This is a genomic window from Exiguobacterium sp. KRL4 (assembly GCF_001870785.1).
GTDB lineage: Bacteria > Bacillota > Bacilli > Exiguobacteriales > Exiguobacteriaceae > Exiguobacterium_A.
Genome location: NZ_MOLV01000007.1, coordinates 109,884 through 122,314, shown reverse-complemented (window position 1 = coordinate 122,314; position 12,431 = coordinate 109,884). Strand labels below are relative to the sequence as shown.

Here is a 12,431-nt window from a genome sequence, read left to right as displayed (position 1 = left end):
CTATTTTTAGTTGCAATCATGCTTCATCATATGGTTGTTCGATGACGAGGACCCGGCTCCCATCTGGGTTTTCAGTCAATTCCACTTCAATGATCGCTTCCCCAACTAATAGGACGACCGGTAAATCGGGATTTGCTTTACGAAAAAAACCGACACGGCCTTGGTACGTATCCATGTAGTCTGCGAACAAAAATGTTCCGTTGACATGAATTTCATCCTGACTTGAATTGAATTCAAGGTGGGGAACCCCAAACCAGGCCTCTCCGTTTAGATACAGTAATGGTTTTTTTCCAATGACTTCACTGGATTCTCGCCGCATCTCAATCGCTCCTTCTGTCTCATAATACAAGCGGTCCGTTCCTCTCGTCGCAATGACAATCGGATTTCCCTGGTATAAAACGATTTCTAAAATTTCATCAGCCTCTTCCGCGTAATACCCGGACGCATCAGCTGTCGCAAAACTAATCGTATACAGTTGCATCCACGAGACGATGTCCGAGACTTCGACCGGTTTTAAGAACAGTGCCGAGACGAGCTTGGTACCTTCTGGCGTAATGACAAGATTGACATAAATATCAGCTAACTGAATCGTCCGTACTTGTGTTGACGGATACAGTTCATCGTAGTTTAAGACAAATACCGTTTCGTAATAATCATCCATTTCCTGCAGTTCAAGTGGTGGCATGCGACGATCAAAGTCGGCAATCTGGATGCGTTTCATAGGGGTGCCTCCTTCTAATGAGTTTTCTTTTTGTCCTCTGTTAAGGATTACCCAATATCTGGTTCGCCTGCACTCCCCTAAAACGAAAAAAATCACCCTTGAAGGACAGGGTGATCACGTCATCGAACGTAAAATTGATACAACAGATACAAAGCAAATCCAATGACTAAAATGACCGTAAAGATGTTACCTGTTCCAAAAAAGACACGATTCGCTGCTTCATTCCGATCTTTCGGTCTGTGCTCCATCGTTAGAACTCCCTCACTAAAATCCAATTTTTTCTATATAGTAAGCAATTCTCGTTTGGACCGCACAAAACCTGCCGATTCGCTTGAATTATTTTTTAGCTCCGTTTGCAAAAAATACGAGTGTTTCTTCCTCATCCGTCGTCAAGTCCCGTCCGACCATCTCACGATACAACCGGCGCATGTCGGACACCTGTCCCGAAGCTTGCTTCGTCACCTCAATCACCCGGCGCAACAGGCTGACTTCTTGTTTAAATTCGTTTTTTGGCATCGCTTCTCCATGTGACCAGACGTAATAGTCGGCGTCATATTCCGCGATGACATCCAGTAACCCGGTTGTTTGGTCAGTCGTATAGTTCCACTTGGCAGAAAAGATATCCGCATACATCGTATCCCCTAAAAACAGGACCCGTTCTTGTGGAATATAGATCAACGCACTCCCAGGCGAATGATCATTTTCAACTTGCCGCAGGAGACACTGAACACCACCAAGATCCACTTGAAGTTGCCCTTCGAATTGAATCGTCGGCAAGACGATCTCGATGTCCCGGTTTGCTCCGAACTCCAATTTGATCGCATCGGCACAAAACGGAATTTCAATCCCTTGCTGAATCCGTTCCTCAAGTGCCTCATCCGACCATTCGTAATCCATCATCTTTTGCATCTCTTCAACCGTCCGTTTTGTCGCAATCGTCGGCACGGCCATCTGTTTCATTCCGAAGATATGATCCCAGTGCCAATGCGTCAATGCAACGAGGTCCGGTTGTTTCAGCCCTTGTTTTTTCATCTCGTCTAAAAATAGTGCAGCATGTTGACTCGAATTTCCGGCATCGATGACGAGACTCCGGTCGTCCCCCGCAATCACCGCGACGATGGGCCGATCCGTCTCACTGACCGGTGTCTGGTACCAAATTCGATGGGTTAACTGTTTAAATTGTTGCATGGTTATCGCCTCCTTGTTCAGTATACCGAAAAAGTCCATCCGGATGATGTCCGGATGGATCAGTTTCATTCACTTACTTCTTATTCTGTTTTTGACGGAATGGCCACCAGACACCTGGTCCAAACGAAACCGTAATCGCTGGAATCAGAAGTGGTAAGACAATCAATCCGTACAACAGGAGACCCGTGATGACGATGGTCGCAATCTGGACCAGACTGAGAACACCGGATGGCATCATGGCACCAAACGTTCCGGCCAGAATGATCGCCGCCGTAATGATGACCGAGCCCATTTTCTTCATCGAGACATACATGGCTTCTTTAGTATCCAATCCGTTGATCGTCTCTTCTCGGAAGCGATCAAGGAGGAAGATGGAATAGTCAATCCCAAGCGCAACGAGCATGACGAATCCGAAGAATGGAACGGCCCAGCTGATCCCATCGTAACCAAGTCCATTGACGAAAATCAATTCAGCAATCGAGACCGACGTATAGTACGTCAATAACAAGGAACCGATCATAAACAGTGGCATGATCAACGAACGGAACATGACCGCAAGGATGACGAACAAGCTGACGATCATGATGACGACCGTCCGGGTAAAGTCGGCTTTTGACGTATCATTTAAATCACTGTTGATACTTGAAATACCACCGTAAGCCACTTGCGCTTGCTCGAGTGGTGTATCTTTTAACGTGCTGGCTGTTGTTTTCTTGATGGCAGCGACCGTTTCAATCGCTTCCGGTGAATACGGATCATCGTTTAAGATGACTTCGAACTTCAATCCGGTTTCGTCATCAATCGTATATCGTTCGATGACGGGTTCAAAGTCTTTGCTCGACAGGGTATCTTTCGGGATAAACATCCCCGTGCCACGAATCGTTTCGGATTCACCCATCTCTTTGAGGAAATCGGTGGCGTCGGTCAATCCGGCTTCAATCTTGCCGAGTCCTTCGTTGGCAGAACCGACTCCATCCGCGAGTTGTGATAATCCGCCCCCGAGTTGACCGGCTTGTGCGCCTTGCGTTTCAATTCCGGTTGCCGCTTGCGCGATACCCGTTTGAATTTGTGTTAATTGACCGGATAATGCTGTCAACGTCCCAACTGTTTGAGGGATGTTTTCGGCAGATTGTAAACCTTGACCAACAAGTGCCAACTGCTGATTGATTTGACCGAGACCGTTTGCTGCTTGCTGCAACTGTGCGGCACCTGCTGTCGCTTGGTCACCTGCTGGAATCTGACCACTGATCGTGTTCAGGTTTTCTTCGACCGTCTGAAGTCCTTGACCGACTTCACCGAGTCCGTCTTTCGCGTCCGTCAGACCATCTGCGACTTGTTTCAGTTGTTGGTCGACATACAGATCATCGATGACGTCACCAGTCGGACGTGAAATCGAACGAACGGCTTTGACCCCGTCGAGTTTAACAAGTTCACGGCTCAATTGCTCCGCATACGGGACCGTTTCTTCCGTCACGAGTTTCTGATCGTCTTTTAGAATGATATTGACCGGCAATGATTCGCCGGCACCAAAGCCGTCTGAAATTGCATTTAACCCTTTGACCGTCTCATACTTCGCACCGATCTCATCGACCGTATTGAATGACAGATCATCGTCATACGTAAACAGTGTCGGAATTGTGATGACGGCGACGATTGCCATCGCAAGGAGCGGGCGGCGAATCGACAATCCACCATACCGTGCCCATAATCGGCTGTCTTTATGACTCGCGGCATTTTTCGACGGCCAGAATAACTTTTCTTTGAGCGTCGCCATGAAGAATGGAACGAGTGTGAACAGAACAAGTAAGAGAACAGCGATTCCGACCGCAACGGCGACGGATGATTTAAAGATAGGGAAATCGGCAAACCCAATCGCTGAGAAACCGACGAGAACGGCTAGACCACTGATGAGTAATGTCCGCCCCGCCGTTTGGTACGTGTTGACGATTGCGGTTTCCACATCGTGTCCTGCTGTTAATTCCTCTTTATACCGACTGAGGAGTAAGATACAGTAATCAGTCCCAATCCCAAACAGAATCGCAACAAGGAAAATTTGCGTAAAGTTCGAGACGGGGAATCCGAACCAATCGACGAAAAAGGCGACAAACGACTGACTCATCAAATACGTCACGCCGACTGCGAATAACGGAACAAATGGTGTGACGATTGACCGGAAGACAATCAGCAACAGACCAAAAATCAGTCCAACCGTGATTAATTCCGTTCGTTTTAACCCTTCTTGTGAACTCGTATTGACGTCCGCATTGATGAGCGATTCACCCGTCAGATAAATCGTCCGGTCGTCCGGTAATAGATCGGTCCGAATCTGTTCAGCGAGTGTCGTGATCTCTTCTTGTGAACCATCGACTGTGATCGGAACGAGGACCGTTTTTTTATCTTTTGAGATCAGCTGGCCTTCTGTTTCCTTGCTTTCAAATGGATCCAAGACGCCTGTGACCGGCTCATCCAGTTGTTCTAAATCCTTGACGATTTGACCAATCTCTGTCCGGTCTTCTTTTGTGACCGCTTCTTTTAAGGGGATGACGAGTGAAATGGTTTCTTCACTTGCACCAGCCGCTTTTAAAATATCGGCTGCCCGTTGTGAATCTGCATCACTTGCTAACTGGATTGCCCCAGCCTCTTCTGCTTGTTTCGATAAGTTCGGTGCTGCTAAAAATAATCCGACTGTTGCAAGCAACAAGACGATTACGATCGGCCAACGCCATTTGACGATTTGTCGCATTCCTGTTCCACCTCTTCTGTCTCTATTTTTCTGAATTAATCTTCAATCTTCAAAATCGCTTTGACTTTCCGGAACGTTTCGATGAATTGTTTGATTTCTTCATCATCGACTTTGCCGTCAATCAATTGCTCCAAATAACTGTAAATCGCCTGGTTCGAAGCCTCGACGACTTCTCGTCCGGCTTCCGTCAAGACGATTCGTTTTGTCCGATGATCATCTTCTGAACGTTCGACTTCGACTAAACCATGTTCGTTCAGTTTTTTTAACCGATTCGAAATCGCACTTTTATGCACTCCTTGCATGACGGCAATCCGACCTGACGCGACCGGACCGTATTTATCGACCAGTTTCAACAAATGGAGTTGCTCCGGCGAGTAGAGACGCCAGACCGGCGAGTCAACAGATTTCAGGACCCGTTCTGTCCCGTGAATCATCACCTCTTCAAACAACAGTACGGCTTCTCGAAGATTCTCTTTCATAATTAGTTTACCCCCTAAACTCATATAAGTAGTTTAGCCCCTAAACCAGATAGCGTCAACTCCAAACTGTCACAATTATCCTGACATCTAAATCCAATTTTCGTTATGATGAGAGTGAGCATCATCAGAGGTAAAGGAGGACTACAAATGACCGCATTATTCTGGATTGCATTAGTGATCTGTGTACTTGGACTTATTTTTACAGTGATGGTCGGACAGAGTCGGAATGAGGACACCTACAGCAATAGTCAAACGGCGAAAAGCATGTCCTGGATGTATTTGGTCTTATTACCCGTCATCTTGATCATTCTCGGAATCTTTTATTATTTGTTAACCTGACTTAGATCAGCAGACAAAAAAGCTGTTTCGATGAAATCGAAACAGCTTTTTGTATCTTCCTTTATTTGAGTGTTTTGGGACGAACGATATAGATGTCACACTTCGCATACCGGGAGATGTTTTCAGAGACACTTCCGATCATGATCCGTTCCATCGCGTTCATCCCGACGGCACCACAGACGATCAATCCGGCTCCGACCCGTGGCGCGATGACTTTCGGAATCAACGTTTTGGGTGATCCTGTTTCGATGACGAGTTCGACCGCTTCCAAACCGGCTTCCTTCGCCCGTTTCTCATATTTATCGAGTAACTCCTGCGCATACTCAGTTACATTTTGATCAATGAACCGTTGATTGGCCCGGACGTTCGCAAAGGTCTGAATATCAATGACATGTGCGATGACAAGCTTGGCTTGATCGAGTTTCGCGAACTGGACGGCTTTTTCAAAAGCTAAATCCGCCGTCTTTGATCCGTCGACCGCTACTAAAATCGTATGATAATGGCTATCCATCGTTGTTCACCCTTTCCACTCAGGCACGATTACAACATCCGATCGTTTTCATTTTCAAGCGCGCGGTTCTCATGATCAAGCTTCCGTTCTGCCTCGATGCCTTCCGGTTCGCTCGCTAAAATACTTTTTGGTTCTGGCGCTGGACGTTTTGCCCCTTCTTCGTCGGCAAGCAGCACGTAAGCACCACTTCTCACACTCGCGACATGTCGTTCCAGTTCGCCTTCTTTGAGCCCGAGCGAATGAAATGCGTTACGTGTCTCGTCATCCGTGACACCTTTTCCTGTAAACCGTTCAAACAACGTCCGTTTCCCGGAAACGAGTTGTGCGGCCGATTGTCCGCGCAGCATCGCCATGTCCGTTTTATCTTGTAAGACGACGTATAGGTCTTCCTCTAGATAACCAGCGAAATGTAAATCCTCAATCTGACGAATCAAATCCGTCTCATTTTCATACGTACCGATCAACTGTTTTTTCCCCATTGGTCATTTCCCCCTTTTATACTTCTATAAGGGATATACCCCAAAAACTGAAAAGCAACGTCATTAACTGTTGTTTTCTTGGGAAACCGGTCTTTTTTCTTTCGCAAACAGTTTCTCCCGTTTTCGAAAGACGACAATCACCGCTGCGGTGACAATGATGACACTGAAGACCGTGATGCCCTGTTGAAAATCCGTCAACTGCCCATTAAAGAACAGACCGATGTAATACCAAATCATGACGAGTCCGAATACCCAATCGGTATGGACGAAAATAAAAAATGCGGCTCCAAGCGCAAAAAGAATCAGCATCACTGTGACCCATTCCGACGTCGTCAGTCCAAATAGATCGTCAAATCGAAAGTCCCGTAAGATCCGAAAAGGTAGAATTAAAATCTGAATACTCGACCAGGCAAGAAATACCGAAAACGGTGAACGCATCCAGGGGGAACGGTTCGGATGATGTTGAATTTTCATATAAATGATGCATAAAGCAATAAAAGAAATCGTCGTCAAGACAAGCTCCCATGGCGGACCGATGATGCTGCTGGCACCATAGCCAATCATCGTCAGCATGAACCACCCGCTCATATCGAGAATCAATGTACGGTCTGCCGGGTACGCTTTAACCGGTCGAATACACCAGATCAATAAAGTTGTATACACGACACCGAAAATCGCATCAATGAACGGTGCCGGCATGATGCCAAGACGTTCTCCCACCGGTGCTTCATACCAGACCACACGTGCCAAGAGGACAAATATAAAACTGATCAAGTTCAATATGCGGAGTCCGGTTAACTGTTGCATGACTGTACACCTCCTCAAGTATTTATTTCCCGCAGGACAGATGACGAAAACAAAAAAATACTGTTTTGAGAAAAGTGTTTTAGTGAATAGAGGACTACAAAGGAGCGATTCGATATGGAACCTTTCATCAAGCCTTTTCATTATAATTTCATTCGGGGGCAAGTTGATTTGTTGACCCGCCAATTAACCACCGTTCATGACGCCGATGTACTGGATGCTGTCATCTATAGTGCCGCCCAAAAAATCTTTGATTTACTTCCTGTTCTGACGCCTGATCAAGAAGAACTTTTGATGCACATTCGTACCGTTCAGACCGAATCCGATTTGATCCATTATCTCGAACAGCTTCGATCGTATGTTCAACCGTTTCCGGCACTCAGCGAATCGCAGTTGCGGCAGTTATTTAAAAAGACTAAAAAATTACGGATCCCACCTATCCAGTCCATCGACTTCCTCAAAACCACGTATGTGAGTTGGAACGACACGGGCAATAAAAAGAAATTTTTTGTCTACCGGCTTGATGGTGAATGGGTCGGCATCGAAAGTACGTATCTGCCTACGATTCAAAAAGGGATTTGTACGATCTGTCATCAATACAGCGATGTCACACTCGTCTCTGCTCGTACCCATCAATCTGACCACTACCGAGCAGTCGGCAACTACATGTGTATCGACAGCGACCAGTGTAACGAACAAGTGACCGATCCGTCGTCGCTTGAAAAATTATTAGCGAAAATGAAATGATCTCAAAAAAAGAGGAGCATGCCTATTTACGGCGCAGCTCCTCTTTCATTTCATCACCCTTCAAACTTCGACATGAAACTGATTTTTCCCACGCCGTTTTGCTTCGTACATCGCGATATCTGCACGTTCAATCAATGCACTGCGTGACGTTGCATGTGTCGGATAAATCGCTCCCCCGATACTCGCCGTCATGAAAACCGGTGTCGCGTGAAGAATAAACGGACGTTCAAACAAATCAATCAGCTGTTGTCCACAGTCTTCAATGTCCGACTCGTCTTTGACATCAAATAACAAGACAACGAACTCATCCCCACCTTGTCGGGAGATGACCGTATTATGGGGTAACCTTTTTTCTAGACGATTTGCAATATCGATGATCAGCTGATCGCCGATTTGGTGACCGTACGTATCGTTTACTTGTTTAAAGTGATCAATATCAATAAAATACAAACCGACGAACCGTTGATGAATTTCTGCTCGGCGCAATTCTTCTTTAAACAGACGTGCAAACAAATAACGATTTGGCAGATTGGTCAAGGCATCATGGTAGGCCATATGCTCCATCTCTTCAAGCGCTTGTTCAAGCGCCGCCGTCCGCTCATCGACCTTCGCCTCAAGATTCTCACGCAGCCGTTGGTTCTCCATCACGATCCGGATTTGCCGTGAAATCAACAGCGGAATCGCAATCATCAGACCAATCGTCAAGCCATTCCAACTGACGGCTTGCCGTGCCATCGTCACAAATAAAATCAATAAAAAGATGTAGGGTGTGACCAAGCGGATCCCATCAAGAATCTGGCGGTTGATTTTCAAGTCGAGTGGCCGTTCATCCACATCAAATAAAATCGCTGCGCCTCCAATCAACAAGACCGTGGCTAACCAAATCGGATCAAGCCACATGACCGAAACCGGAAAATCAGCTCGGTAAAGCGCAACATATAACAGATCGGCGAAAAGCTGCAGATGAAATCCTATTAAAATCATCAACAGAGGAATACTATTCCCACGCTTCATGACCCCAAAAAATAAGATCAGCATCCCGCCGAGCAATAATAAATCTCCAAGGGGATAACGTAACAATAACAATGTCTCGAAACTGAATAAACTTGCCTGCTCCAGGTACGGGGTGACGAGATAATGCCAAGAGATTGCCCCTGTGACAATCAAAATGATCAACTCATCAAATAAAAAGAACCGAAGATTGACGTGTGCCCGGCGACTGATTAAGAAATAACAAAACGCCAGCAAATAAAATCCAATTTGCATGCTGAAAACCAAATCAATTCCGTCAAACGGTCCGACTCGTTTTAATTGCAAGGTATCCAGGATCAATTGAGCCATTTCTCCAATTGCCAGTGAGATGTTTCCGAACAGCAGCAATAAAAATAACCGCCGTGTAAACGGACGATTTGGATGACGACGAATCGCCAAAATCAACAGGCCGATCGATAAAAGGGTTCCAACAATCATAAAAAGACTGTTTCCTATTTTTGAAAGGTCGGAGGATGTACCAACGATGCCTAACCACAACGTGTGCGACAGAATCCATCCACCGATGACTGCATAGATTAGTTTATACACCGTTCACACCCTCTCCTTTTTTTGTCTAGTTCGTTTGTCCTATATGTTTATCGGCAAGTCACTCTGTTTTTTTACTATCTTTTCATTATATTTGAATATTCTTTACATGTCCTGCTTTTCGCTTCCTTGATGATCACATCCGAAATCAAGCATCCAACGGCAAAAACAGATACCGTTTGCCGTAGCAAGCCGATACCTGTTTGGATTAAGCATTTTCCATGACGTGTAACGGTAACTGTACGGTGAAGGTGCTGCCTTGTCCTTCTTTTGACTCGACATGAATCACACCGTCATGTTCTTTGACGATTTCCTTACAGATGGATAACCCAAGCCCTGTCCCACCGATACGTCGTGTATCGGAGTTATCGACCCGGTAAAACTTATCAAACAGTTGGGAGAACGCATAATGCGGAATCCCGATGCCATGATCCGTGATCCGAATCGTTGCATCGTTCTCATCGGTACCGATGCTGACTTCAATCAATCCACCGTCTGGTGAATACTTGATTGCGTTATTCACTAAATTGTTCAGCAATTGTTTAATGCGCGCTTCGTCGCCAATGATTGTCGGGCGTTCCGTACCTAACATTTGCACGTGAATCTCATGTTGTCCATTCGATACATCGTATAAGCCAACGACTTGTTGAACGATCGTATATAAATCAAGATGAGCCATTTGGTACAGTTGTCCTCCGGACTGCATCCGCTGAACATCCAAGAAATCGGTCACCAAATTCGACAACCGTTCCGTTTCCGTATGAATCGTCGCTAAATACTTTCGTTGTTTCATCGTATCGATCTCACGATTCAACATCAGTTCCGTAAATCCATAAATCGAAGACAGCGGTGTGCGTAGTTCATGAGAGACCGTCGAAACCAGCTCGGTTTTTAATCGATCCGCCTCTGTTTCCCGGGTAATATCACGAATCACGAGGATGACACCTTTCCATCCTCCTTCGATATCAATCCGCTCTGCATACACTTCTAAATGAGCAGCGTTGTTCCGGACATCAAACTGGACTTTATCCGGTGAGACGTCACCCGAACGAATTAATGTCAGGTAGTCGTTAAAGCGATCCGTGTCATCCACGATGTTTCGCATCACTTCAATCACATAACTTGCAGACGACAAGGTACGATCCTTCGTGAACTCTGACTGGAGTTCCGGCACGAGTTCAAACAAGGGACGGTTGACATACAATTCATCATTTCCATCTTCGAGATAAATGATTGCTTCCCGAATCGAATCCAGTACTTGCTCTGTTTTTTGCTTCTCCTGCTTCATCTCGTCATACGATCGTGTCCGGAGTAGCGATAACGTCATCTGTTGCGAGAAATCGCGCATATCGGCTAATTGTTGAGACTGATACGGTGACTGATAACGGACCATATAAATCGCTGCCATCAACTGGTTCGTTGTCGGATCATAAATCGGCAGTGCCACCTCATACGTACTGAAGCTATACGGCGTATCATCCGTTCGCGAGACACGTTTTTCAGATTGGACGACTTGTGTTCCCAAGCGCATGCGACTTAATACAGACGTATCATCTTCCAGCAACGCTTGAACCTGCTGAATCTTCATCCCATTCGTCGTTGTCCCGATATACGTGCCGTCGTCATACAATAACAACGCGCCATATTCAGACGACGTAATATCCAACATTTTTTGGACGATTGCTGGATAGGACTCGACCGTTTCCCGGACAGCAAGTGCTTCCGTCAGTTCACTGCGCATCTTCAACTTTTCTTCATTTTGTTTAGTTGCCTGATAGGCTTCTTCCAGTTCTTCCTGTTGCGATTGCAGTTCTTCCTGCTGGGCGAGTAGTTCCTCGCTCTGCGCCTGCAACTCTTCGTTTTTTCCTTGCATCTCTTCTGAATGCGCGTTCGTCGTGATCGCCATCTGATTAAAGGACGAACGTAACATACCTACCTCATCTGTCCGCTGTTCCGAAAAATCTATCTCAATCGGTTCGTTGCGTGAGAGTTTTTGGTTATCGTCGATCAAACGTAACAACTGTTTGGTCATTCGCTTCAAGAACGGATGGACAAACAATAAAATGAACGCGACCAGCACAAGAATACTCGAAATCCAAATCCATTGTGTTTTGGCGACTTCACTCCGCAGTTTCATGACGGCATCGTTTTGTTGTTGTTGCAGATTATTCCGGTACTCATTCAGTGCCGAAGAAGCCTTCTCGATGTCAGGTGTGATGTCGATTGAACCATCTGCCGTTTGTTTGAGCTGTCCCTGCTCGACTAATCGTTCGGCGATTGGTAACGAAAATAAGCTGTCACCTTCTAGAAAGTCTTCCCGGATTGTCCCCGCTTTTTTTTCATTGACATATGACTGAGTCAGTGGGAATAACGCACTGTAGTACAAGTCATACAAATTCGTCATTTGAGCGGCGAATTCTTCCTCTTCATCGGTTTTGGCATTACGTACAAACCAATCCGTCTCACTTTTGATTTCGGTTCGAAGTTCCTGGATTTCATCAAAACGTTCCTGATTACCAAAGATGACGAATCCTCGTAAACCAAATTGGACCGTTTGCCAGTTGTCCCATAACGTATCCGCCCGTCGATTTTGTTCACTGATGACTTCTAGATCTCCTCGTGACAATTCGATCCGCTCTTCCATGTAATCATAGACGAAAAAAGAAGTAACCGAGACCAAAACCAATACTACATAAAACACTGCCAACAGTTGCCGTCCGATCCGTCTCCGAATCCATTTAGTCATCAAATATCCTCCTCATCATTCGATTCGAATGATGCCTGCTTTAAAATTAGTCTAATCAATTAAAAATAGCATATTTTCAAAAAAAATACTTTAAAA

The 12,431-nt window shown here is 45.7% G+C and carries 12 protein-coding genes; 2 read left to right on the top strand and 10 right to left on the bottom strand.

From position 1 onward, the window contains the following. Positions 1–16 precede the first annotated feature (16 nt). The 5 genes from BLD48_RS06585 to BLD48_RS06570 all read right to left on the bottom strand — a co-directional run bounded on the left by BLD48_RS06585 (position 17) and on the right by BLD48_RS06570 (position 5,131). Entirely contained in the window at positions 17–721 is a 705-nt protein-coding gene (locus BLD48_RS06585) for a hypothetical protein (protein WP_071499495.1), read from the bottom strand. Positions 722–840: 119 nt separating this feature from the next. After that, positions 841–969: a hypothetical protein gene (locus BLD48_RS16580; RefSeq protein ID WP_255366248.1), complete on the bottom strand. Its 129-nt coding sequence runs from the start codon at positions 967–969 to the stop codon at positions 841–843. 88 nt (positions 970–1,057) lie between these two features. Further along, positions 1,058–1,909, bottom strand: a complete 852-nt coding sequence (locus BLD48_RS06580; RefSeq protein WP_071499494.1) for an MBL fold metallo-hydrolase — start codon at positions 1,907–1,909, stop codon at positions 1,058–1,060. 73 nt (positions 1,910–1,982) lie between these two features. After that, positions 1,983–4,652: an MMPL family transporter gene (locus BLD48_RS06575; RefSeq protein WP_071499493.1), complete on the bottom strand. Its 2,670-nt coding sequence runs from the start codon at positions 4,650–4,652 to the stop codon at positions 1,983–1,985. Positions 4,653–4,687: 35 nt separating this feature from the next. Continuing rightward, entirely contained in the window at positions 4,688–5,131 is a 444-nt protein-coding gene (locus BLD48_RS06570) for a MarR family winged helix-turn-helix transcriptional regulator (protein ID WP_071499492.1), read from the bottom strand. 147 nt (positions 5,132–5,278) lie between these two features. On the opposite strand from BLD48_RS06570, the gene BLD48_RS06565 reads away from it, so the two are divergent. Beyond that, positions 5,279–5,470: a hypothetical protein gene (locus BLD48_RS06565; protein ID WP_071499491.1), complete on the top strand. Its 192-nt coding sequence runs from the start codon at positions 5,279–5,281 to the stop codon at positions 5,468–5,470. A gap of 61 nt (positions 5,471–5,531) precedes the next feature. On the opposite strand, the gene BLD48_RS06560 is transcribed toward BLD48_RS06565, so the two are convergent. From BLD48_RS06560 to BLD48_RS06550, 3 genes are all read right to left on the bottom strand, one after another. Then, positions 5,532–5,981, bottom strand: coding sequence for a universal stress protein (locus tag BLD48_RS06560; protein WP_014969373.1), 450 nt, complete (start codon positions 5,979–5,981; stop codon positions 5,532–5,534). Positions 5,982–6,010: 29 nt separating this feature from the next. Beyond that, positions 6,011–6,460: a general stress protein gene (locus BLD48_RS06555; RefSeq protein ID WP_071499490.1), complete on the bottom strand. Its 450-nt coding sequence runs from the start codon at positions 6,458–6,460 to the stop codon at positions 6,011–6,013. A gap of 63 nt (positions 6,461–6,523) precedes the next feature. After that, positions 6,524–7,267, bottom strand: a complete 744-nt coding sequence (locus tag BLD48_RS06550; RefSeq protein WP_071499489.1) for a hypothetical protein — start codon at positions 7,265–7,267, stop codon at positions 6,524–6,526. 114 nt (positions 7,268–7,381) lie between these two features. Between BLD48_RS06550 and BLD48_RS06545 the strand changes: the two genes are divergently transcribed. Next, positions 7,382–8,011: a FusB/FusC family EF-G-binding protein gene (locus BLD48_RS06545; RefSeq protein WP_071499488.1), complete on the top strand. Its 630-nt coding sequence runs from the start codon at positions 7,382–7,384 to the stop codon at positions 8,009–8,011. Positions 8,012–8,071: 60 nt separating this feature from the next. Here the strand turns inward: BLD48_RS06545 and BLD48_RS06540 are convergent, their stop codons facing one another. Then, positions 8,072–9,592 carry a GGDEF domain-containing protein gene (locus tag BLD48_RS06540; protein ID WP_236629954.1) on the bottom strand — a complete coding sequence of 507 codons (1,521 nt, stop codon included), beginning with the start codon at positions 9,590–9,592 and terminating at the stop codon, positions 8,072–8,074. 205 nt (positions 9,593–9,797) lie between these two features. Then, complete coding sequence (locus tag BLD48_RS06535) at positions 9,798–12,335, bottom strand: ATP-binding protein (protein ID WP_071499487.1); 2,538 nt, start codon at positions 12,333–12,335, stop codon at positions 9,798–9,800. Positions 12,336–12,431 lie beyond the last annotated feature (96 nt).